27 protein-coding genes are annotated in these 23203 nt (G+C 38.8%); 23 read left to right on the top strand and 4 right to left on the bottom strand.

The annotated features are described in order from the left end of the window. Positions 1 to 38: 38 nt before the first annotated feature. From AC0L7T_RS13805 to AC0L7T_RS13765, 9 genes are all read left to right on the top strand, one after another. Entirely contained in the window at positions 39 to 167 is a 129-nt protein-coding gene (locus AC0L7T_RS13805) for a hypothetical protein (RefSeq protein ID WP_473343245.1), read from the top strand. Between the two features lie 229 nt (positions 168 to 396). After that, positions 397 to 798 carry a VOC family protein gene (locus AC0L7T_RS13800; protein ID WP_473343244.1) on the top strand — a complete coding sequence of 134 codons (402 nt, stop codon included), beginning with the start codon at positions 397 to 399 and terminating at the stop codon, positions 796 to 798. Continuing rightward, entirely contained in the window at positions 799 to 1179 is a 381-nt protein-coding gene (locus AC0L7T_RS13795; protein WP_473343243.1) for a nuclear transport factor 2-like protein, read from the top strand. A 61-nt stretch (positions 1180 to 1240) separates the two neighbouring features. Beyond that, positions 1241 to 1402 carry a hypothetical protein gene (locus AC0L7T_RS13790; RefSeq protein WP_473343242.1) on the top strand — a complete coding sequence of 54 codons (162 nt, stop codon included), beginning with the start codon at positions 1241 to 1243 and terminating at the stop codon, positions 1400 to 1402. A gap of 9 nt (positions 1403 to 1411) precedes the next feature. Further along, positions 1412 to 1693: a VOC family protein gene (locus AC0L7T_RS13785; protein WP_473343241.1), complete on the top strand. Its 282-nt coding sequence runs from the start codon at positions 1412 to 1414 to the stop codon at positions 1691 to 1693. A 661-nt stretch (positions 1694 to 2354) separates the two neighbouring features. After that, positions 2355 to 3863 carry an IS1634 family transposase gene (locus AC0L7T_RS13780; RefSeq protein ID WP_473338654.1) on the top strand — a complete coding sequence of 503 codons (1509 nt, stop codon included), beginning with the start codon at positions 2355 to 2357 and terminating at the stop codon, positions 3861 to 3863. Between the two features lie 129 nt (positions 3864 to 3992). After that, on the top strand, positions 3993 to 4370 hold the full coding sequence (locus AC0L7T_RS13775) for a DoxX family membrane protein (RefSeq protein WP_473343240.1): 378 nt from the start codon (positions 3993 to 3995) through the stop codon (positions 4368 to 4370). Between the two features lie 213 nt (positions 4371 to 4583). Then, the gene (locus AC0L7T_RS13770; RefSeq protein WP_473343239.1) at positions 4584 to 5387 is read left to right on the top strand and encodes a tetratricopeptide repeat protein; all 804 of its coding nucleotides are present in this window, start codon (positions 4584 to 4586) and stop codon (positions 5385 to 5387) included. Positions 5388 to 5498: 111 nt separating this feature from the next. Continuing rightward, positions 5499 to 6245, top strand: coding sequence for a polyprenol monophosphomannose synthase (locus tag AC0L7T_RS13765; RefSeq protein ID WP_473343238.1), 747 nt, complete (start codon positions 5499 to 5501; stop codon positions 6243 to 6245). On the opposite strand, the gene AC0L7T_RS13760 is transcribed toward AC0L7T_RS13765, so the two are convergent. Further along, the gene (locus AC0L7T_RS13760) at positions 6232 to 7452 is read right to left on the bottom strand and encodes an ABC transporter permease (RefSeq protein ID WP_473343237.1); all 1221 of its coding nucleotides are present in this window, start codon (positions 7450 to 7452) and stop codon (positions 6232 to 6234) included. The genes AC0L7T_RS13765 and AC0L7T_RS13760 overlap by 14 nt on opposite strands. A 38-nt stretch (positions 7453 to 7490) precedes the next feature. On the opposite strand from AC0L7T_RS13760, the gene AC0L7T_RS13755 reads away from it, so the two are divergent. The 10 genes from AC0L7T_RS13755 (at position 7491) to dapA (ending at position 16918) form a co-directional block, all read left to right on the top strand. Beyond that, positions 7491 to 8708: an exo-beta-N-acetylmuramidase NamZ family protein gene (locus AC0L7T_RS13755; protein ID WP_473343236.1), complete on the top strand. Its 1218-nt coding sequence runs from the start codon at positions 7491 to 7493 to the stop codon at positions 8706 to 8708. A 4-nt stretch (positions 8709 to 8712) separates the two neighbouring features. Continuing rightward, entirely contained in the window at positions 8713 to 9645 is a 933-nt protein-coding gene (fmt, locus tag AC0L7T_RS13750; RefSeq protein WP_473343235.1) for a methionyl-tRNA formyltransferase, read from the top strand. Between the two features lie 63 nt (positions 9646 to 9708). Beyond that, positions 9709 to 10257, top strand: a complete 549-nt coding sequence (locus AC0L7T_RS13745) for an RNA polymerase sigma factor (protein WP_473343234.1) — start codon at positions 9709 to 9711, stop codon at positions 10255 to 10257. A gap of 32 nt (positions 10258 to 10289) precedes the next feature. Beyond that, positions 10290 to 10661, top strand: a complete 372-nt coding sequence (locus AC0L7T_RS13740) for a hypothetical protein (protein ID WP_473343233.1) — start codon at positions 10290 to 10292, stop codon at positions 10659 to 10661. A 1-nt stretch (position 10662) separates the two neighbouring features. Continuing rightward, a complete protein-coding gene (locus AC0L7T_RS13735; protein WP_473343232.1) occupies positions 10663 to 11118 on the top strand; it encodes a Spy/CpxP family protein refolding chaperone in 456 nt (151 codons plus the stop codon). A gap of 296 nt (positions 11119 to 11414) precedes the next feature. Beyond that, a complete protein-coding gene (gene xseA, locus AC0L7T_RS13730; protein WP_473343231.1) occupies positions 11415 to 12743 on the top strand; it encodes an exodeoxyribonuclease VII large subunit in 1329 nt (442 codons plus the stop codon). Beyond that, positions 12724 to 12924 (top strand): exodeoxyribonuclease VII small subunit, encoded by a 201-nt coding sequence (xseB, locus tag AC0L7T_RS13725; RefSeq protein ID WP_473343230.1) that lies wholly within the window; start codon positions 12724 to 12726, stop codon positions 12922 to 12924. The genes xseA and xseB overlap by 20 nt, the downstream gene beginning before the upstream one ends. Positions 12925 to 13043: 119 nt before the next feature. Continuing rightward, on the top strand, positions 13044 to 15509 hold the full coding sequence (ligA, locus tag AC0L7T_RS13720; protein WP_473343229.1) for an NAD-dependent DNA ligase LigA: 2466 nt from the start codon (positions 13044 to 13046) through the stop codon (positions 15507 to 15509). Positions 15510 to 15528: 19 nt separating this feature from the next. Next, the gene (locus tag AC0L7T_RS13715) at positions 15529 to 16023 is read left to right on the top strand and encodes a DUF6913 domain-containing protein (RefSeq protein ID WP_473343228.1); all 495 of its coding nucleotides are present in this window, start codon (positions 15529 to 15531) and stop codon (positions 16021 to 16023) included. A gap of 1 nt (position 16024) precedes the next feature. Further along, positions 16025 to 16918, top strand: coding sequence for a 4-hydroxy-tetrahydrodipicolinate synthase (gene dapA / locus AC0L7T_RS13710; protein WP_473343227.1), 894 nt, complete (start codon positions 16025 to 16027; stop codon positions 16916 to 16918). Between the two features lie 453 nt (positions 16919 to 17371). On the opposite strand, the gene AC0L7T_RS13705 is transcribed toward dapA, so the two are convergent. Both AC0L7T_RS13705 and AC0L7T_RS13700 read right to left on the bottom strand, forming a co-directional pair. Next, positions 17372 to 17545, bottom strand: coding sequence for a histone H1 (locus AC0L7T_RS13705; protein ID WP_473343226.1), 174 nt, complete (start codon positions 17543 to 17545; stop codon positions 17372 to 17374). Positions 17546 to 17642: 97 nt separating this feature from the next. Further along, positions 17643 to 18893 carry an aminotransferase class I/II-fold pyridoxal phosphate-dependent enzyme gene (locus tag AC0L7T_RS13700; protein WP_473343225.1) on the bottom strand — a complete coding sequence of 417 codons (1251 nt, stop codon included), beginning with the start codon at positions 18891 to 18893 and terminating at the stop codon, positions 17643 to 17645. A 375-nt stretch (positions 18894 to 19268) separates the two neighbouring features. Between AC0L7T_RS13700 and AC0L7T_RS13695 the strand changes: the two genes are divergently transcribed. Beyond that, positions 19269 to 19856: a Maf family nucleotide pyrophosphatase gene (locus AC0L7T_RS13695; RefSeq protein ID WP_473343224.1), complete on the top strand. Its 588-nt coding sequence runs from the start codon at positions 19269 to 19271 to the stop codon at positions 19854 to 19856. Positions 19857 to 20202: 346 nt separating this feature from the next. Here the strand turns inward: AC0L7T_RS13695 and AC0L7T_RS13690 are convergent, their stop codons facing one another. Beyond that, positions 20203 to 20763, bottom strand: a complete 561-nt coding sequence (locus AC0L7T_RS13690; protein WP_473343223.1) for a DUF4136 domain-containing protein — start codon at positions 20761 to 20763, stop codon at positions 20203 to 20205. Between the two features lie 108 nt (positions 20764 to 20871). Here AC0L7T_RS13690 and AC0L7T_RS13685 point away from each other — a divergent pair, with 108 nt between their 5' ends. From AC0L7T_RS13685 to AC0L7T_RS13675, 3 genes are read left to right on the top strand one after another with little or no spacing between them, the layout of a single operon-like run. Next, positions 20872 to 21627 (top strand): LamB/YcsF family protein, encoded by a 756-nt coding sequence (locus AC0L7T_RS13685; protein WP_473343222.1) that lies wholly within the window; start codon positions 20872 to 20874, stop codon positions 21625 to 21627. 7 nt (positions 21628 to 21634) lie between these two features. Beyond that, positions 21635 to 22354, top strand: coding sequence for a 5-oxoprolinase subunit B family protein (locus tag AC0L7T_RS13680; protein WP_473343221.1), 720 nt, complete (start codon positions 21635 to 21637; stop codon positions 22352 to 22354). Next, positions 22347 to 23198 (top strand): 5-oxoprolinase subunit C family protein, encoded by an 852-nt coding sequence (locus tag AC0L7T_RS13675; protein ID WP_473343220.1) that lies wholly within the window; start codon positions 22347 to 22349, stop codon positions 23196 to 23198. The genes AC0L7T_RS13680 and AC0L7T_RS13675 overlap by 8 nt, the downstream gene beginning before the upstream one ends. Positions 23199 to 23203 lie beyond the last annotated feature (5 nt).

Raw genomic sequence — 23203 nt, 5'->3', positions numbered from 1 at the left:
ATCAAGATTGAGCTTTTATATCATAAACGTCACCATTAATGGCCGGAATAATAATTAAATACGGTCTTATTCAGTTCTTTAATGGTACCATCCGGTTTTACGATGAAAATACCATTGCTGACCTGACTTTCTCTGAAAAGGCCAACCAAATGAACAACGAACAATAGTGATTGGCCGGTGCGTTCCAAATGTCCATTGACCATGGTCAACATTTTGTGGGTAGCCGCAAGATTACTTATACTGGTATCCCCTTCTGGGACAAGAATAGAGATGTGTTTTATTCAAGCAAATTACAAATTAAGAATGTCGCAATCAACCCCTTACATTGTCGTATCTACATAGTGTAATTGACAACAAATTTATAGAAATTTGAATGTACCAAAAATAGGCCCCACTATGAAACAAGAATTATGGCTCAATCTGCCTGTTAAAGACCTGGGAAAAACCAAAGCCTTTTTCACTGGCCTGGGTTTTGAAGTTATAAGAGATGCCCCTGAAATGGTAGGCTTCAAAATTGGTGATGTACCGGTAATGATGGTAACCCTTGCTCAGTTTGAAAAATATGCTTTGCAAAGGGTTTCAGACACTACAAAAGGGAGTGAAATGCTACTATCAGTTGGCGCTCCCGACCCTGAGTATGTAGATATTATAGCTTTAAAGGTGCAAAAAGCTGGTGGTAAAGTGTTCTCTCCACCAGCTGAAATTCAAGATTGGATGTATGGCTGTGCATTTACAGATTTGGACGGGCATCGTTGGAATATATTGTACATGGACCTTGATAAAATGAAAGAAGCATAAATGACAAAAATAACAATACCTACCGATTGTAGTAACTCCCCTAAAAAAGCCTTTCTAAAAGACTTTAATATTGCATTTGTTACAGGCAAAGCAGATTATATCATTGAGCATGTTTCTGAGGACATTGTCTGGGAAATTTATGGGCACAAATCCATACAGGGAAAAAGTCGATTTTCTCTTGAAATTAAGGCCATGAAAAACTGCGCCGCTGACGAATTAAACTTACATGCCATTATAACCCATGGAAGGGAAGCCTCAGTCAACGGGGAGATTAAAATGGGAGGTAAAACATATGTCTTTTGCGATGTTTACCATTTTACCGCTGCTCCAAGCACCATTATTAAGGCAATGCATTCATACATAATAAAAATCAATGGCTAAGCAGTACATCATAAATTTAACATTTACTAATATTCATCTTAACACATAAAATTTATATATTATGGCTTCAGTTAGCACTTACCTCAATTTCCCTCGAAATACAGAGGAAGCATTTAACTTTTACAAATCTGTTTTTGGTGGTGAATTCTTTGGGAATGGCCCCATGAGATTTGGCGATATTCCACCTCAGGAAAATATGCCCACTTTACCTGAGGCCGACTAAAAGCTTATTATGCACATTGAGTTGAAAATCCTGGGCGTACATAGCTTAATGGGCACTGATGCCCCTGAATCAATGGGCTTCCAAATTAATTTTGGAAACAATTCTTATATTAACCTCCAGCCAGATACGCGTAAGGAAACGAAAAAGTTATTTGATTCCCTTTCTGAAGGTGGCCAAATAACCCAAGAACTTCAGGAAATGTTTTGGGGTGACTATTACGGTAGTTGTACGGATAAGTTTGGCGTTCATTGGATGTTCAATTGCGGTGAAAAGGTAGGACACGATGCATAGGTCTTCCAGCTATTTAAGCTTTTATTCTCAGCTAATATTTATATCAGCCCTGGAGGAATAAATACAACAGTGACATGTAAAGTAGTTTTTATCCGATAAAGCGTTAGATGGAATTCTAATAGAATTTTTTCTAATCTAAGAAAACTAAATTGAGTCAAGATTTGAGTTTCACTTTTTTAACCCAACTTGGCTCTACGCATCATATTTTCATGAATTTTCAGAGGTGTAAGTGCCTTTATTGCGTTTAAAGGCCGATTATTTTGGCTTTTTTCATTTGTAGTGATGTACGGTTGTTGTTTGTTTATTTTACATTTCCTATATTTGTGTCATGTTCATCAGGGAAGTCAAAAAACAGCGAAGCAAAGACAGCAAAACTTTTTTCCAGTACAATCTGGTTCAAACCTCCAGGATTGAAGGAAAAGTCAAACAGAACGTCATACTGTACCTGGGCTCAGACCCCCTTCTGGCAGACAAGGATAACCGGAAAATTGTCCTGAGCATGCTTAAATCGAAGATTTTCATGCAACCCGACATCTTTCCCCATGATGCCCCCGAATATTTGCACACACTGGCTTTGTCTCTTTACGAAAAGTACCTTATCAAATACGGCGAGCCAGAACCGGACCAGGTCTCCATCCCCCCGGCACCCGAGAGGGCCGAGATGCACCATGTCGATATCAAAGGACTTCAAGTGGCCGATGTGAAGAGCTTTGGCGGCGAACATTTGTGCAGGCAGGTATTGGACAAGCTTAAGCTAAGGGAATGCCTGCTCAACCTGGGTTTTGAGGGTAAGCAGGCTGATAAGGCACTGATAGCCATCGCCTCACGGGCTGTTTTTTCCAGTTCCGAGTACAAAACCGCACAGCTGCTGGAGATGAACAGCGAACTGGCAGGATGTTTCGGATACCGCTCTTCGATCACCCATAAACAGCTTTATGCAGTTTCCGATCAACTTTACGCCCACAAAGAGAAGATTGACAGTTTCTTATATGACCATATCACCGATATGTTTGACATTGAGGACAAGCTGGTCATCTTCGATATCAGCAATACTTATTTTGAGACAGGCAAAAAGGGCAGTAAGTTAGCCTTCCATGGAAGAAGCAAGGAAAAGAGGAGCGACTGTCCGTTGGTGGTCTTTACCGGGGTTATCAATGCCCAGGGATTTATCCGGCACTCCCGTATCTACGAAGGCAACAAGCCTGATACCAACACACTCTCCGATATGGTGGAAGACCTGGAAAGACACAGTGGCAAGGCCCATAAAAAGACCATCGTGATGGATGCCGGGATTGCCACGGAGGACAACTTGGCCCTGATTAGGGAAAAGGGCTATGACTATGTCTGCGTATCACGCAAAAGGCTTCGGAATTATTCGGCGGCAACAACCGTCAGCCAGTTTACCGACAGGGACAAGAACAAAGTGAAGCTGGCCATTTTCCACCCTAAAGGCTATTCAGACACCTGGATGTACGTGCAGAGTGCTGCCAAAAGGAAGAAGGAAGAATCAATGGCCGGAAAACTGGCAGGGCGTTTTGAAGAAGAGCTGCAAGGCATCAGAGCGGCCCTCAACAAAAAGGGAGGCACCAAAAAGGTTGAAAAAGTATGGGAGCGGATCGGCAGGGCAAAGCAAAAACACAATCGGGCATCCGGCAGATATCAGGTCAACGTAGAGCAGTCCAAAGGGACAGCCACCGACATAAAATGGGAACGCAGGGCCGACTCGGTACGAGATGAGAAGGAAAAGGGGGTATATTTTATCCGTACCAGTTATAAGGATCCTGGGGAAAAAGAGCTTTGGGATATTTACAACACCATAAGAGAGGTGGAATCTACCTTCAGATGCCTGAAGTCTGACCTGAGCATCAGACCAGTTTTCCATCAAAATGACGAAAGGATCGAAGCACACATCTACCTGACCATATTGGCCTATCAACTGGTAAATACCATCCGGTACATGCTCCGGAAAAAAGGCATCCGTCATGACTGGAAGAATATCCTGCGCATCATGGCCACACAGACCATCCAGACCATAGAACTGCCAACCGATAAAAAGGATATCCACATAAGAAAACCCTCAAAGCCAATCAGGGAAGTCCAACAGATCTACAAGGCCACTGGCTGTACGGATACACAAAAGGCAGTGAAAAAATATGTAGTGTACCACTGATTTTGTAAAACACTAATAATCAAAATGTTAATTTACTCAATAGCCAAGTTGGGTTAAAGGTTGAATCTCATGGCTTTGATTATTACGTTCTATCTAGATGATATTAAATAAACCTTAAATGTCTAACAAATGAAAATTGCAACAATAATTGTTCGTGTTCTTCTAGGCGCTTTGTTCCTCCTTGCCTCGGTAACGTACTTTTTAAATTTGGTTCCTCAACCTGAGTTGACAGGAGACATGAAAACATTCAATGAAGGACTGAATGCTTCATTCTATTTAATGCCAATCGTAAAAACCATTGAATTGGTATGTGGAATCGCTTTTATCTCAGGACGCTTTGTTCCATTGGCATCAGTTTTAATTTTTCCAATAGTAGTGAATATTGTAGGTGTACATATTTTCCTGGCACCTGAAGGGTTACCTGTCGCCATTTTTGTGTTAACTGCGAATTTATTCCTAGCCTATCAAAACAGAACTCACTATAAAGGGTTGATATCAATTAAATGAAAATGTAAAACTAAAAACCTTTATTTTCCTAAGTATTCAAGTCCCGATTAACCGTTTTTCCGACACCTGCCGATTTTAAAGCCTATTCTTTGCGCAAAAAATAACGAGCTCATGCCTCAGGTTAAATCTTTAAAATAAAAAATTCAGGGCTAATATTTGTCAGAATAAAATTAATCCCTTATATTAAACTAATCATTTAATCGATATAAAAAGATGTGGTATAAGGGTTTAAGTATAGTTATTTCCTGCTTTTTACTGACAGGTTGTTTAGGGGATTTCAAAACCGGCGAACAGCTTTACAACAGTGGCGCTTATGATGAAGCAGTAGAAGAGTTTAACAAAGTGCTTTTTGTCAGCATTACAGACTTAAAGGCTTTACACCTTCGGGCCAGGTCTTATGAGGAGTTAGGAAAATATGCAGATGCATTGGCAGATTACAAAAAAATCATTGTCCTAAATCCCAAATATGCTTATGCCTATGCAGGTATTGCAAAAATCGCCTGGGAGCAGGAAGATTATAAGGAAGCAGAAAAAAACTTGCTTTTTGCAGCCATGATTGAGCCTGAAGATTATGACATTTTATTGTTTCTATCAAGGGCAATGATTAAAAATGAAAATTATAAAAGTGCCATTGAATTTGTAAATCTGGCTATTGATCTTAAACCTGAAGAACCCAGTCCCCATTATTATAAGGGAATAGCCATGGGCTCTACAGGAGATGGTCTGGGAGCGGTCGTCTCCTTTAATAATTACATCAACCTTGAACCAAACAATGTCAGTGCCCTCTATAACCGGGCTTTTGCTTTTATGAAATTAGGATACTATCCCTGGGCCGTTGAAGATTTTGACAAGGTATTGGACCTTGAGCCCAAACATTATGGCGCATTGGCAAGAAGGGCCGTTTGCTTAATGGCCAAAAACCCAAAGCAATCCTGCTTTGATTTGGAAACAGCTGCCCTAAATGGAAATGCTTATGCCAAAGAACAGCATCAATTGAGTTGTCTCAATAGCCGATAGTATACCTTACGCTACAATTATTTTTCACATTCTTTAACCCTTACTGTTTTTCAAATTTTTCAGTTCTCAGAAGTATATTCCGTATTAAATTATACTTTTGTATTCTTAAATATGAAAAGCAGTAAACTCGTCATCATCCCCACATTTAATGAGATGGAGAATATCCAGGATCTCATCGTTGAAGTTATGGCCTTGCCGGAAGACTTTGATTTACTGGTGATAGATGACAATTCACCGGATGGGACTTCCAATTTGGTAAAGCAAATGCAGGAAACCTATCCAGAGCGCCTTTCCCTTATGGTAAGGAAAGGGAAATTGGGATTAGGCACTGCCTACCTCGAAGGCTTTGCTTATGCCTTAAAAGAGGGATATGAGTACATTTTTGAGATGGATGCAGATTTCTCTCACAATCCACAAGACTTAAGCGTTTTATATACTGCTGCCGTAAATGGCAATCATGACCTGGTGATTGGCTCCAGGTATGTATCCGGAGTAAATGTAGTCAACTGGCCCATGGGCAGGGTATTAATGTCCTTTTTTGCCAGCAAGTATGTGCAGTTCATTACCGGAATACCCATCAAAGACACTACAGCAGGTTTTGTCTGCTACAATAGGAAGGTACTCGAAGCAATTTCATTGGACAAGGTGAAATTTATCGGCTATGCTTTTCAGATAGAAATGAAATTTACTGCATGGAAAATGGGCTTTGATATTCTGGAGGTACCTATCATTTTTACCGACCGTACGCGAGGAACTTCAAAGATGTCGAAGCACATTTTTAGAGAGGCGATCCTAGGAGTGATTTACATGAAGGTAAAGAGCATCTTTATAAAACCTAAACGGGTTAATCAAATTTAATAGATTTGATGGGGTTTACATTACTGATAATTACGGCCGGAATAAACAATACCACCGTAGTAATCACCAATATCAAGACATTTAATCCTAGAATGATCGGCCAATCCCAAACGATAGGTACATAACTCATGTAGTAATTTTCCGCATCAAGTTTTAGAAGATGCGTGGTTTGTTGGATCAGGCCAAAGCCCAAACCAATCAAATTACCCAACAACATTCCTCTTCCGATAATGCGGATTCCATTCCAGATAAAAATATTTCGGATCTGTTGATTGGTACTGCCCAATGCTTTCAATAAGCCTATCATAGAGGTACGCTCCATAATCAAGATAAAGAGAATGGACACCATATTAAAGGAAGCAACGAATAGGATCAAGGCTAAAAAAACGTAGACATTGTTATTCAGCAATTCCAACCAGTCAAAAATCTGAATAAATTTATCGGTTACCTTGGTTAGTTTCAGTTCGTAATCGATACTTTCATACAACTCATCTTCATAAAGATCAATTTTTTCAGGATCTTTTAAAAAGACTTCATAGCCTCCCACCTTGTCCTCGTCCCAGTTATTCAGCACCTGGATAACCCTTATGTCACCCAGAATGAATTTATCATCAAAATCTTCCAGAAAGGTTTCATACAAGCCCACCACTTCCAACCTCCTGAACCGAGGAGGATCTTGTACAAAATACATGGTGACCTTACTGCCCACGTCCAGAAGCATTTTTCTGGCAATTTTGGTGCTGACCACAATTTCATTGGATGAGCTGCCCGTTTCTCCAAATTGAATAAACCGCCCTTTGACCATCGATGGCTTAAAGGCCAGGCTGTCAAAATCACGCCCCACTCCTTTCATCATAACGCCTTCTACCTCCTCTTCACCTTTGATAAGGCCTGGCTTGTTAGCAAAAACCTGAACATGTCGGATATAGTCCCTGTCCCTGTAATTTTGGTAAAAGTCACTGTTGGTGCTTGTGGGTGAATCCTCAACGGATTGACTCATCACAAAGCGATTGACCTGGTAATGTCCCGTGAAGGAAAATACCTTGTTGGAAATCACCGATTGAAAACCTCCCAAAATTAAAAAGGAAATGATCATAATAGATAGTCCCAGCGCAATACTGGCTACAGCAATCCGATGGATGGTTCCGGTGAAACCTCCCGTCTTTTTAAAACTGATTCTTTTTGCAATGAAGTAGGAAAGGTTCAATGAAGTCGTTTATTTTGTTAACCGAAACGCAAATTAACATGAAGCACCTTAAATTAATACTTATCCTGGCTTTTTTGTTTGGCAACATGACATTTTGTAAGAGTAAGCCGGACAATGACAGCAGTTCCTTAGATAAATCAACCCCTAAAGAAGTGCCAAAAATGATTCTCCCTGGTGCTGACCGACCAGGCGTTTATTTACCTAAACTGATTGGAAAAAGAGTTGCTTTGGCGGTTAACCAAACCAGCATACTGACCTCTAAAGACAATTTACACCTGGTAGACTTCTTATTAGCACAAGGCATTGAGGTCAAAAAAGTTTTTGTTCCTGAACATGGCTTTAGAGGAGATGCCGATGCTGGAGAAAAAGTGGACAATACCGTAGACCCTAAAACCGGTCTTCCATTGGTTTCTCTTTATGGAAAGTCAAAAAAACCTTCCACCGAAGCCCTTGCTGATGTGGACATCGTGATTTTTGACATTCAGGATGTTGGGATTCGCTTTTATACCTTTATCAGTACCTTGCACTATTTAATGGAGGCCTGTGCAGAACAAAACAAAACCCTTATGGTATTTGACAGGCCCAACCCCAATGGAGACTATATAGATGGTCCAATCTTACAAAAAGGGTATGAAAGTTTTGTTGGAATGCATCCTATTCCCATTGTGCATGGCCTTACTGTTGGTGAATTGGCTCAAATGATCAATGGAGAGGGCTGGCTAAAGGATGCCGTAAAGGCTCCCTTAGAAGTGGTTCCTGTAGCGAACTGGAAACATGAAAATCACTATTCCTTACCTGTAAAACCTTCTCCCAATTTACCAAATGATGTTGCTATTCGCTTGTACCCCTCACTTTGTTTTTTCGAGGGTACGGACATAAGTCTGGGAAGAGGTACGCAATTTCCTTTTCAAGTGTACGGCTATCCTGATGCTAAATTTGGAGATTTCACATTTACTCCAGTAAGCATCGAGGGAATGTCCAAGTTTCCACCCCAGCAGGATAAACTTTGTTATGGTAAGGATTTAAGGGAAGAACCCCTCTCCCACCAATTCACGCTGTCTTACCTATTAGAAACCTACCAAATAGCCAACAAAGGAGCTGCCTTTTTCAATTCGTTTTTTGACAAGCTTGCTGGCTCTGATCAATTAAGAAAATTAATCATTGCAGGAGAATCGGAGGCAAGCATCAGGTCTACCTGGCAGCAAGGGCTAGACACCTACAAGGCAAACAGAAAGCAATACCTGATCTATGAATAAAGCAATGGAAAAAAAAGACATAAAAATAATATTTATGGGTACACCAGAATTTGCGGTGGCACCTTTGGAAGCCTTAATCGAAAATGGCTGGAATATAATTGCCGTGATCACGGCCCAAGACAAATTGCAAGGCAGAGGAAGAAAGCCAAAAAGCTCTCCAGTGAAGGATTGTGCCGTCCAGCATGGTATACCTGTACTTCAACCTGCCAACCTGAAACATCCCGACTTTATAGAAACCCTTAAGTCCTATCAGGCAGACCTTCAGGTGGTCGTCGCTTTCAGGATGTTACCTGAAGTGGTTTGGTCCATGCCTCCTATGGGTACTTTTAACCTTCACGCATCACTATTACCAGATTACCGAGGTGCTGCTCCTATCAACTGGGCCATTATCAATGGGGAAACCAAAACAGGGGTTACTACCTTCTTTTTAAAGCATGAAATCGATACTGGGAGTATTTTATTTCAGGAGGAAGTGCCCATTCTACCAGAAGACAATTTGGGGGATCTGTACGACAAATTAATGGAGAAAGGATCAAACTTGGTAGTGAAGACTTTGGATGCTATTGCGAAGGATTACATCCAACCCAAGGTACAGGATGAAAGCAAAGCCCTGAATCATGCGCCAAAAATATTCAAGGAAACAGGTGAAATCAACTGGAGTCAACCTGCAGTTGCTATTCATAATCTTATCCGAGGTCTTTCACCCTACCCAGGTGCATGGTGTCAGATCAATGGTAAGACCTGTAAAATCTTCAAATCTGAAGTAATTGCAACAAGCAATACTACTACAGAACCAGGGGCTATTAAAACGGACAACAAAACCTATGTTCATTTTCAGACAGGAGAAGGCATATTGTCAATCTTGAATCTTCAAATGGAAGGCAAGAAAAAAATGGACATTGGGGACTTTCTGAGAGGGAATTCGCTTACAGAATAAATAATTTAACAAAAAAGAAGGCTATAATTAAACCAATTGGTTAAATTATAGTCAAAGACATGAATGGAACCAAAAACCGATGCTGAACTTCTGGAAATGATCAATTTCTCAAAAACCCGTGACAAGGGTTTTAGGATATTGGTAGAAACTTACCAGAGGAATGTTTACGGTATCGTTAGGAAAATGGTAATCATTCATGAGGATGCGAATGACGTTGTCCAAAACACCTTTATAAAAGCTTTCAAGAACATTGATAAGTTCAATCAGAAATCTTCGCTTTTTACGTGGATTTACCGAATTGCCGTCAATGAAAGTTTGAATTTTATTGAAAAGAAAAAAAGAAAGTTTTCTATTCCGATCGAAGATTATCACGAAAAGATGGAAAATTATGTGGATCAATCGCCCTTGGTAGATGGCAATGAAATAGAAAAAAAACTTCAAAAAGCCATTTTAAAACTACCTACCAAGCAACGTTTGATCTTTAACCTTAGGTATTTTGATGAATTACCTTACGAGGAAATGAGTAAAATCACTGAAACAAGTGTAGGGAGTCTAAAGGCGGGATATCACCATGCTGTCAAAAAGATTGAAGATTATCTGAGCAACGATTAAACCTATTGCCAAAAAAACAGTCAAACACCCGTATGGAAAAATTCTCAAAAAAGAATATATTCAAAACTCCGGAAAATTACTTTGAGAATCTTCCGGATCAAATTCTAGAAAAGCGAAAACCAAAAGCTTTGCATTACTACCTCAGTGGTATGGCAGCAGCTGCAGTAGTGGTAATTGGATTCTTTTTGTTTAATGGCAGCGAAACGGTGACCTCTTCATTGAGTTATCAGGTACAGTTAAATGAAGAAGTAGAGTATTACATTGAATCAGGCGTATGGAATGTAGAAGATGTATTGTTATTGGCTGAAAACCCAAACGAAATCTTAGATGATATCACAGAGGAAGAATGGAGTAATCAGACATGGGTGACTGAAGGTTTATTGGAGAATGAAATATTTTATTAACATGAAAAACTTAGCAATTGTTTTCTTACTAATGATACTATCTCTTTCTGGGTATGCTCAGAAAAGCAATGAGGTAGACAAAGAAAAACTGGAAGCAGCAAGAGTGGCCTTCATTACCAACCGCTTGTCCCTTAGCCCAGAGCAAGCCGAGAAATTCTGGCCGCTGTACAATGAATTCCAGGACAAACGAAACACGATGATGCGAGAGATGCGCGGCATTTCTAAAATAGCTGATGATGAAATCTCAAATGCCCAAGCTAAGGAATTGATGGAAAAGAGGTTTAGTATTCAAGAAAACCTTATGAACGCTGAGAAGGTCTTTCTAAGAAAAATAGCAGATACCCTTAGTCCTCTGCAAGCCTTAAAATTAAATGAAATCAACAGAGATTTTACGCGTCATATCTATAGAATGCAAAGAAAACAAAGAGAACCCAGGTCAGAGGGAAGTAATAAATAATACCAAATAACGGTATTACAAGTAGTTATTGTCACAAGAGTAGGAACTAAAAATTGGATAAGGCATTAGAGGTTAATTGTAATCTCTAATGCCTTTATTTTTTTTAAAAATAGCTTTATGGTTTGTCTAAAGAATGAATAAAAACTTGCCTTTCATATTCCCTCAGCCCTTTATTGGTTAAATGACACCTTTTCACTACCAAATTATTGATCATTCTGTCCCAATGGAAGTAAAAAATGCTTTCCTTCTAAAAAAAATTGTCCCCCTTTTAAGCATATTTTTTGTTAATTTGTAGAATGCAGCAGCAAGCAATATCCCTTCTTTCACTAAACGAGCTGATCAAAAGTACTTTAGATAGTCACCTCGCCCCTACCTATTGGGTCATTGCAGAAATTGGTGAGCTAAGGGCCGGAGTAAGAGGACATGCTTACCTGGACTTGATCGAAAAATCTGAGGGAAATATTTTAGCTAAAATCCGGGGGAATATCTGGTCCTACACCTATCAATCTATTTCAAGAAAATTTGAAAGTACAACTGGAACAGCCCTTAAGGGAGGCATGAATATCATGGCGCTGGTGAGTGTTCAATTTCATGAGCTGTATGGAATAAGTCTGGTAATTAAGGACATCGATCCAAATTTCACCTTAGGTGAAAGGGCTAGAAAACGCCAGGAAATTATCAGTCGGCTAACAAATGAAGGATTAATAGACCTAAACAGGCAATATGTATTGCCCGTAGTAAGTCAAAAAATAGCCATCATAAGTTCAGTAACCGCTGCAGGCTATGGGGATTTCATCAATCAATTGGATCAGAATCCGCAGCGGTACAAAATCCATTACCAACTTTTTCAGGCCGCCATGCAAGGAAAAGATGCTGTACCTCAAATAATTCAAGCGATCCAACAAATTGAAGATTTATTGGTAGAAAAGAAATTTGATCTTTTGGTCATTGTCCGCGGAGGTGGTGCTCAAACAGATTTGGATTGCTTTGATGATTATGAACTGGCCAAGACCATAGCCAATGCCAGTCTTCCTGTAGTGACAGGAATAGGACACGAAAGAGACGAATCCATTGCAGACCTTGTCGCCCATACGCAGTTAAAAACACCTACTGCTGTTGCCAGTTTCATCTTGTCCGGTTTCAGGGAGTTTGAAGACAGCCTGCACCGCAACCTGGTAGCAATCGAAAGGCGCACACAGGCAAGGTTAAAGTCAGAGGAAGCCGGATTAACGGATAAAACCCACCTGATAACCAATCTTTTTCGACAGAAATTAAACGAAAGCAACTTGTCACTGGAGCGCTATGCGCAGCAGGCAAGGCGAATTTCACTTTACCGGACAGAAAAGGAAAACATCAAGTGTGAACACCTTGGCCAAAACCTTAGAAAAATCATAGACCGAAAACTTAAGCAGTCAGAAGAAAGGTTGGGGCAGTATGAAAAAACAATTGACCGGTTAAATCCTCAAACCCTGCTCCAGAGGGGCTATACAAAAACAGAAAAGGACGGAATTCCTATCAATAAGCAAAAGCTTAAAATCGGCGATGAGTTGGTTACTTACAATAAAAGGAATAAAATAACTTCTGTTATCAACAAACTAGAGACAAATGAAAAGCAAAAAGGATAACTTAAGCTACGATGAAGCCATTTCAAGATTGGACCACCTGGTAAAGCAGCTTGAGGAAGATGAACAAGGAATGGATGACTTGACCAAAATGGTTAAAGAAGCCAGTGATTTGGTAAAAGTGTGCAAACAAAAATTAAAGATGACTTCAGATGAAATTAAAAAAGCATTTGAGGAAGAGTAATGGTTTACTTTGTAAAAGTAATTGTAGTGCATAAAAACAAGGTTTTATTTAAGGCCAATGGCACTATTTTATAATCAAAAACAGTACATTTGAAGGGAGAAATTGTGATCATTTTTTAAATGGAAAAAGGAAGTAAACAAGCAGCAGAAAAGCAAATTGATGAGTTGACCAAACAGATCAATCATTACAATCAACTTTATTATCAGGAAGACAATTCTGAAATCAGTGATTTTGATTTTGATCAGTTATTGAACAGACTCATACAACTGGAGACTGAATACCCTGATTTAAAAAAGGCTGACAGCCCTACTCAACGCGTCGGTGGAACAATCACCAAAAACTTTGAGACAGTAACCCATTCTGTTCGAATGCTTTCTCTAGGCAACACCTACTCCAAAGAAGAATTAATCGCTTTTGATGAAAGAGTCGCCAAAGGTCTTGAACATAGGAATTACAATTATTTTTGTGAATTAAAATTTGATGGAGTTGCCATCAGTATGGTCTATGAAAATGGCGTATTGACCAGGGCTGTTACGCGAGGAGATGGATACAAAGGGGATGATGTCACTGAGAATGTAAAAACAATACGGACCGTCCCATTGGTCATTAAAGGTCAAGCCGACCTTCCTAACTATTTTGAAGCCAGGGGAGAAATTTTTCTTTCCAAGCAAGGTTTTGAAAAAATCAATGCTGAAAGACTTGAAAATGGAGAAAGCTTATTGGCCAACCCCCGAAATACAGCATCTGGAACCCTTAAAATGCAAGATTCTTCAGTAGTCGCTAAGCGAAGACTGGATTGCTACCTGTACCAGTTGATCGCTGATGACATTGATATTAAGCAACATGGCGAATCCATTCAACTTCTTGAAAAGTGGGGATTTAACGTTTGTTCTTCCTATAAAAACTGCCAAAATCTGGAAGAGGTATTGGAATATATAGAGTATTGGCGTGAAAAGAGACATCATTTAGATGTAGAAACTGATGGTGTAGTAATAAAAGTAAATGATTATCGCCAGCAAGAGGAATTGGGGTACACTGCTAAAATCCCCAAATGGGCCATTGCATTTAAGTACCAAGCAGAAAGTGCTGAAGCCACGCTTCTGTCTATACAGTACCAAGTTGGGAGAACTGGGGCAATAACCCCAGTAGCCAATTTATCTCCAGTTTCCTTGGCTGGAACAACAGTGAAAAGGGCTTCCTTGCACAATGCCAATGAAATTGAGCGACTAGATCTTCATGAAGGAGACACCGTAAATGTTGAAAAAGGAGGAGAAATTATTCCGAAGATTACTGGTGTGGTGCTGGACAGAAGAATAGCCGGTAGTAAGCCAATTGCCTATATAACGCATTGTCCAGAATGCGGTACGCTGTTGGAAAGAAACGAAGGGGAAGCAAAACATTTTTGTCCCAATGATGAAGCGTGTCCACCCCAGGTTTTAGGGAGAATTGAGCACTTTGTATCTAAAAGGGCCATGGATATCGACTCTTTGGGTACTGAAAGACTCAGGGCCTTGATCCAACAAGGATATGTAAAAGACTTTGCAGACCTTTATTATTTACCCGACATCAAAGAGGAATTATTGGGACTGGAAATATCGGATGAACAGTATTCCAAAAATGCAGAAGGGTATTTATACGTTAGCCTAAAGAAGGCTCTGTATTCGTTGACACAACAGGTAACGCTCAAGGAAATCGATGAATTTATTGCTTCACATGAGGACTACAGTCTGCATCAAAAAGTGGCAGAGTTTATAAATTTTCTAAAGAATACAGGTAGAAAAAGCAGACCTAATATTGATGCATTAGAAAAGCTGGATTCCCTTCTAGACAGTGACCAATTTGATTTAGTAGAAGATTTTGTACCAGTTACCTATATATTGTATATTTTGGGCGGCGCTAAAGGAAGCTTGGAAGAATTAAAAGAAATTACTAAAAACAAGAACAGTGTACATGAAATTTTAATCAGTGACACCCTTGGCCTGATCAGTGTTGCTTCAGATCAAATCAATAAGTTAAAAGGAAATACTTTTCAGGAAGGCGTAATAAAAAACATGCTGGAAGGCATCGCCCAATCGATACTTCAACCCTTTCCAAAGGTATTATTTGGCTTGGGCATCAGGAATATTGGCGAAAATACGGCTATATTGTTGGCCAAACACTTTCAAAACATCGAGAACCTGGAAAAGGCCAGTGCTGAAGAATTGCTTGAAATCAATGGGGTTGGTGAAACATTGGTGCAAAGTATTGAATTGTTTTTCTCCAAAGAGAAAAACAGGAGAATCATCGATAAACTAAAAGAAAAAGGGCTACAATTTCAACTTTCAGAAGAAGAAACCAGACTGGAAAGTACTATTTTGGAAGGAAAAAAAATACTTGCCTCCGGTCGGTTAAATCATTTTAAAAGAGATGAAATAATGGATTTTGTAACCGCTCATGGCGGTACCTATTCAAAGTCTGTTTCTAAAAATCTAGATTTCATCATCGAAGGAGAAGAAATGGGCCCAAGCAAAAAGGAAAAAGCAGAAAAACTAAATATTCCATTGATATCAGAGGAATCTTTTTTGGAAATGTGTGCAAAAAAATAAAGATATAAAATAAGAACAGATGAAGTGGATAAGGGAATATTACGTAAAAAGTACTTTGGAAAATCCAAAGAAGAAGCTGACCCAAAAATCCATCCTATTAAAAACAACAAACATAAAGACCATATCAATAATAGCCAGCAATAAGAAAGAAATTGATGCGATCACTGAAGTCATCCATTCCGATTTAGGTAATGACATCATGGTAAAGGGGAATTATTATGACGAGAAATCAGTAGATGAACAGGCTTTTTCTTATAAAGATTTTACTTTATTTGGTAAACCAAGAGAAAAACTAATTCAATTGCTTTCCCTTACACCAGATTTGATTATTTTTACTCCAGAAAGGCTGAATTACTTTACCTTATTTTTACTACAGTTACAGTCGGCGTCTTATAGCATGGGCTTTTATAATGAAGAAACAGAGCCCTACTTGGACTTGATGTTAAATAATGAAGAAAATGATATTCAATCAGGGACAGCACTGTTGATAAAATATTTAAAGCAGATTAATTAAAATGAAAAAGTTTACAGGTACCGGAGTAGCGTTAGTAACTCCTTTTAAAGCAGATGGAACAATTGATTACCCTGCTTTAGAAAGTGTTATTGAGCATGTAATTCTGGGCAATGTGGATTATCTGGTAGTGCAAGGAACTACAGGTGAGTCAGCCACACTTTCTGAAGAAGAAAAAATAGAAGTATTGTCCTTTACCAAAAAGATTAACCGCTCAAGAGTTCCCATTGTCTACGGTCTTGGAGGCAACAATACAGCAGGGATATTGTCTGCTTTGGATGGCATTGATTTTTCGGAAATTGCTGGTGTCCTATCTGTTAGTCCTTATTATAATAAACCCAGCCAATCGGGTATAATCGCACATTATGAGGCTTTGGCAGACAAATGTCCGGTACCGGTTATCCTATACAATGTACCGGGAAGAACCATGTCTAATTTAAGTGCTAACACTACACTAGAATTGGCCAAACATAAAAACATTGTCGGAATTAAAGAAGCTAGTGGTAACCTGGAGCAATGTATGCGAATTGCCAATGGAAAACCTGATGACTTTCTTTTAATATCAGGTGATGACATGAACACTACTCCTATGAGAAGTATTGGGGCAGAAGGCGTGATTTCAGTGGTTGCCAACGCCTACCCTGAGATAATGGGTGCTATCATTCACGGAAATGGGGAATATTCCAAAAAAGGGACGTTTAGTTTACTAGATATCAACCCACTGTTGTATGAAGAAAGCAATCCTGTAGGTGTAAAATGCTTAATGGAGCATTTAGGAATTTGTGAAAGTAATGTTAGGCTTCCACTTTTAAAAGCCTCAAAGGAACTAAAAAACAAGATAGTTTCGGCAGCAGGAAAGATCAATACAAATCAATTTTACTCTCCACATTTAGAGTAATATTAATCCTAAAATAGGGAATATTAAGTGAATAGGAATTGAAACCACTTTAAAACAGGCAATTGTAACCGATTTGTTTTGGTCACGACAATCCTGAAAAGGGTCAGAAGTCCACTTTTATTCTTCCATCAAGCACCTAAAGGGTTTACTTTTCTTTCAAGGAAAAGGTAAACCCTTTTTTTATACCTAAAATGGCATTTCCTATAATAAAGCCACATAGAATTCACAGAGCAAACGAGGTGAAAATGCTCAGCTCCGTCCAAATTAAGTAATCATGAATTACGGAAATATGAACAATATGTATTTGGCAGTTTTGTAGTTTTTTTTACCTATGCTTCAAAAATACCTTGTTGTGATGGTTACTTAGTTGTGCTTTTTCAAATCAAGAAAACACTGAAAATAAAAAAGGGGGACTTAAATTAATAAGTCCCCCTTTTTTATTAAATTTTTAACTCAATTATTCTTGATCTCTTGAACTTCTTTTCTAATCTCCTGAGATACATTTTTCAAATCTTGCATGCCTTTTCTTACTCTTGTTCCTGCTGCTTGATTTTTCTTATCATAGAATTTGTCAAAATCAGCTTCTAGGGACATTATAAGGTCTTTGATTTCATTAAATCTGTTCATAATATAAAAGTTTATTTAGGTTAATGATGAAATTGTTTTTTTATTCAATATAGTAAAATACTTTATAAATTTACAGTATAAGCAGTATTTTCTGATTTTATTCACCAAAAGAGGCTGCTAATTCTGTGGTTTTATAGTAACCACTGCTCAATTTTTCTTTAATCGCTTCAAAAGCTGCGATTGTTTCCACTACATCGTCAATACTATGAACTGCAGTAGGGATTAAACGCAATATAATCATTCCCTTTGGAACAACAGGGTAAATGACAACCGAACAAAAGATATTATAGTTTTCTCTTAAATCCTTGCTCAATGTTGCTGCTTCGCCAACCGTCCCATTCAAAACAACAGGCGTTACAGGAGAATTGGTAGCACCAATACTGAACCCCTTTTCTTTCAATCCATTTTGTAGTGCATGAACAATCTTCCAAAGATTCGCTTTAAATTCAGGCCTGTTCTTCAACAAGTCTAAACGTTTCAAAGCACCTTCAACCATGATTAAAGGAAGCGCTTTGGCAAATATCTGAGAACGCATGTTGTATTTAAGGTAATGAACTACTTTTTCATCTCCTGCAATAAACGCGCCAATACTTGCCATTGACTTCGCAAAAGTGGAAAAATATAAATCTATTTGATCCTGAACTTCTTGCTCCTCACCACTTCCAGCACCTGTTTTCCCCATGGTACCAAAGCCATGTGCGTCGTCCACCAAAAGTCTAAACTGAAACTTTTCCTTAAGTTTGACAATTTCTTTCAAATTGCCCATGTCCCCAGTCATACCAAATACTCCCTCAGTTATAACCAAAATACCACCGCCGGTTTCTTTGCTTAATCTCTCTGCTCTAACAAGTTGCTTCTCACAACTTTCCATATCATTGTGTGGGAAAACAAATCTTTTTCCCATATGCATGCGCAAGGCATCTATTATACAAGCATGGCACTCACCGTCATAGACAATTACGTCTTTACGATCGATCAATGAATCTATAACACTCATGATTCCCTGATAACCATAATTAAGTAGGTATGCTTTTTCTTTGCCTACAAATTCAGCCAGCTCACTCTCAAGCTGTTCATGAAGATCCGTATTCCCAGACATCATTCTGGCACCCATTGGGTATGCGGCTCCCCATTTTGTAGCAGCATCTGAATCTGCTTTCCTTACTTCAGGCTGATTGGCCAAACCCAAATAGTTGTTCAGACTCCAATTCAGAACTTCCTTACCTCTAAATTTCATTCTAGGAGCTATTTCACCCTCCAATTTTGGAAACATGAAATATCCTTCTGATAACTCGGAATGCTTGCCCAAAGGACCGAGGTTGGTGTTCAGTTTTTCAAATATATCCAATGTGTATTTACTTTGATGTTTAACAAATTACTAATTAAATAGGGTAATTAACGCCCAAAAATAAGGTTTTTAAGTTGATTCAACAAAATTACGTCGACTTTTGGTAATTTCCGTTTTCAAAATTTCTTATTTATATAATCAAGATTCTTCATTTTCCCCTCTAGCGAAAGCTATCTTTAGCGATAAACAATAGGTCTGTATAGTGCAGGGGCAGGAAAAAAGAAAGAATGACAAATATTTAAACTGGTTTTAAACCCATAAATAGCCATAGACAATTTATTGCGCAATGGGATCAATCAAATCAGTAAATCATAGCTTCTTGCCTTTTGACCATTGCATTAGACTTATAAAACAAGTGAAAAAACGAACTCAATTATGTTAATCAGCGATAAAAATATCATCCTATCCTCCAATTCACCAAGAAGGCAACAATTACTAAAGGACTTGGGATTGGAATTTGAGGTGAAAACAATGCAAACAGATGAAAGTTATCCTGAAGCTTTGGATCCAGGAGAAGTAGCCTGCTATCTTGCAGAAAAAAAAGCAAATACCTTTTTACCACATTTGAAAAAAGACGAGGTATTGATAACGGCTGACACCATAGTTATCGCTGGAAATACCATTCTCAACAAACCCAAGGATGAAAAAGAAGCGATAGAAATGCTGGATTTAATCAACGGAAAAACACACCTGGTAACTACAGGTGTTTGTATAGCAGATTTAAATCAGAAACTGACTTTTAGCGATCAAACTGAGGTGCGTTTTTTAAAATTATCCAACGCTGAAATCTCCTATTATATCCGCCAATTCCAACCATTTGATAAGGCCGGGGCCTATGGTATTCAAGAGTGGATAGGATTGGTAGGCATTGACCACATTAAAGGGTCTTATTATAATGTAATGGGATTGCCAGTAAACATGGTCTATCAGACGTTAAAAGCCAACTATAACCTGGTGCTATAATTGGTAAATAAGGGTTAATTTTATAGCATACTAAAAAAACAATACCTATTTAATGAAGGTCGCAATCAGATTTAGAAATCAGAAGTGAAACAATAATTAGGCTAAAATCGAGGTTTTTTTCTCCCTTTGGCTATTTGGTTATTCCATTGACAAAACTTCCGAGACATTTTTTGTTGAGAACCAATTGAAGCAAAATGAAGTCTGGATAATTCAACAATAATGTCTTAATCTGTATAATTTAAAAAAGGCCAAAATACCATCTAGGTGGTTCTTTGGCCTTTTTTTAGCAATGATGCTGAACCTTGTTCGTTACTTAAATTAAATTTTAATGGCATTAAGTCCTCACTTAGGAAACCACATTTTTAGAAAAGGACTTTAGAATTTTCTCCACAGAGGTAAAAAGGTTTTTCGTTTTTTGCTTGGGTTTGGTAATCTCTCCAACAGCACTAATTCTCATCACTACCTTATCTTTCTTGGTGTCAATAAAATCCACTACCAATTCCCCCATATCATATTTCTCTACACTGTAAGTACTTCTTCCTGCACCATAGGGCATCATATAAGGACTGTACATACCATATCCATAATAGGGGCTCATCATTGGCCTACTATTGACCTCTTTCTGCCGATCTGTTAGGTTTGTGTTGTACCTTACAATAAGGTCAGGATTGGTTTCATTCTGCTCAAAACCCATCTCTCTCATACCTTCAGAAAGCCTATGCTTTAGATTTTCTTCCAAAACAGGAGACTCAAAAGCATCTTTGTCGTAATATTGATTGATGACATAAAATGTTTTGTAGGCATCAATACTTGCTACTTCATTTTTTTCCAAAAAGACCCGAACGGGGCTACAAGCAGAAAAGAAAATACCAAGAGATAGTACCAATAAGCTGATTATATATTTCATATTTTTTACCTTAATTTCTACCTTCAAGACGAAAAGAAAACGGAAAATGTTGCGGCAAAGTATAAATTGTAATACGGCCCAAAGGATTCTGACCCAAAATAGCGCATTTTGTTACAAATACATCGTATTCTTGTACCTATGACTGTGAACGTGGAACTAAATTGTGATTTGGGAGAAGGAATGCCTAACGACAATGCCATTATGCCCTATTTGGGTAGTTGTAACATTGCTTCCGGCGGACATACAGGTGATGCCCGTAGTATTATAGAAACGATAAAACTTGCAAAAAATCATGAAGTCAAAATAGGTGCCCACCCCTCCTATCCTGATCGTCAAAACTTCGGGAGAATCCCGATGGACATTGCCTTTCCTTTGCTTCAGGAAAGTTTAATTCAGCAAATTTCGCTAATCAAAGAATTGGCTTCAACTGAAAATTTGCCTTTGCATCATATAAAATTTCATGGAGCTTTGTACCTCTCTAGCCTTACTTCTCAAAAACTAGCAAAACAACTTGCCCAGCTTATAGCAGCTCACTATAAAGGTGTCCTGCTCTATGCACCATTTGGTTCCTGCATGGCTGAGGAAGCCGTCCGCCATAATATTCCATTAAAATACGAAGGTTTTGCAGACCGGGCATATTTAAGCGGGTCCGAATTGGTTGGTCGAAAACATCCCAACGCATTATTAACCAATCTAGATGCTATAAAAAGGCAAGTCTTGTCAATGGTTAATTCTGGCAGTATATGGACAATTGACGAGAAAGAATTTGCCATCAAAGTGGATACGCTCTGCATTCACGGAGATCACCCGAAAGCACTCGAAATAGCGCAATTACTTGCTCCTATAATTCAAATTAGGCAATAAACGAAAGATGAAACATCCTGTACAAATCTTCTCCCTAGGACCTAAAATCATTGAGCTACACTGGCCGGAAATCATTGCGGAGGATGTTTTATTGGAAATAATTACCCTTAAAAATAGTATTGAAAATAAATGGCATTTAAACATTTCCTCCATCTATCACAGCTATCAGGTGCTGAGTATTCAGCTTAAATTGGGAGCACCTACTGCTGAATTTATTGCTTGGGTGCAAGCGGTGATCCAACAACCATTGCCAAATCAGAATTTGCCACAAAGGTGGGTTTGGACCATTCCGGTATGCTATGATCCAGAGATCGTGCCCACACAATGCAAATACCTCGAAGAGAAAAAAATGGATTTGAAGACCTTGGTTGATTACCATACCGCTCAAAGCTTTCTTTTGTACTTCTATGGTTTTTTACCTGGCTTTATGTATTTGGGTGGCTTGCCAGAACCATTGCATATCGCAAGAAAAAAAATACCCGACAGAAAAATCACACAAGGAAGTGTGGCTATTGGGGGTTCCCAAACAGGTATTTATCCAGTCGACAGTCCTGGAGGTTGGTATGTGGTGGGCAAAACACCCGTAGCAATCTTTGAAAATGGCAAATTAAACCTGCCTTTTAATCCTGGGGATAAAATTCAGTTTGCAGCCATTTCTCTACAACGCTATATGGAGATCCAGGAAAGTAGTATTCACGATTGGGAAAAAAAATCATACTGTGGGTAAGCTAGTTTTTATTAAAGCGGGGTTATTCACCACAATCCAAGACAAAGGCAGATTGAACTTTGTGGATAAGGGAATTCCTTTATCTGGTCCAATGGATGAAGAAGCTTTCCATCTTGCTAATTTACTTGCCCGGAAAGATCCTGGGGCCGCCTGTTTGGAGATATACATGGGGAATATCAACCTTTATTTCACCGAAAGTTGCCAAATAGTATGCACCGGAGCCAATGCGGAAATAGTAGTTGATTCCAAAGTATATGCAACCAATGAAATCATCAATGTTTCGGCCTATTCAAAACTAAAAATCGCACCCTTCAGTGAGGGTCAATGGCTCTACATGGCCATTAATGGCACTTTTATAAGTGAAAAAGTACTGGGCAGCCAATGTTTTTATCCGAAAATCACACCATTGTCAAAATTCTCCAACAGTGATATTTTAATTTATTTCAGTTCACCATCTCCCATACCCTCAGACTTTGCCAAAATTAAACCCAAGAATTTGCCTCAAATGATTTTTGTTCCTGCCTATAGAGGGCCTTCCTTTACCTCTCTGAGCAAGAAACAACAATTTGCATTGACAAACACCCCTTTTACGCTCTCTACCATCCAAAATAGGATGGGCATCCACCTTATGGAAAAATTAAAGCATGAACTTCCTGAGCTTATTTCAAGCCCTGTATACCCTGGAACGGTCCAATTAACCCATGCCGGAAAAATCATCATCTTAATGAAAGATGCCCAGGTAACAGGGGGATATCAACGGATTTTGCAATTGTCAGGAAGGGGTATTTCGAGGCTTGCCCAACTTAGACCTCATTCTAAATTCAAATTCAAGCTTATAGAATAGTAAGA

This window comes from Cyclobacterium sp. 10D3-21, from assembly GCF_055809755.1.
The sequence above is the reverse complement of the archived record's forward strand: the minus strand, read 5'-3'. Positions and strand labels throughout refer to the sequence as shown.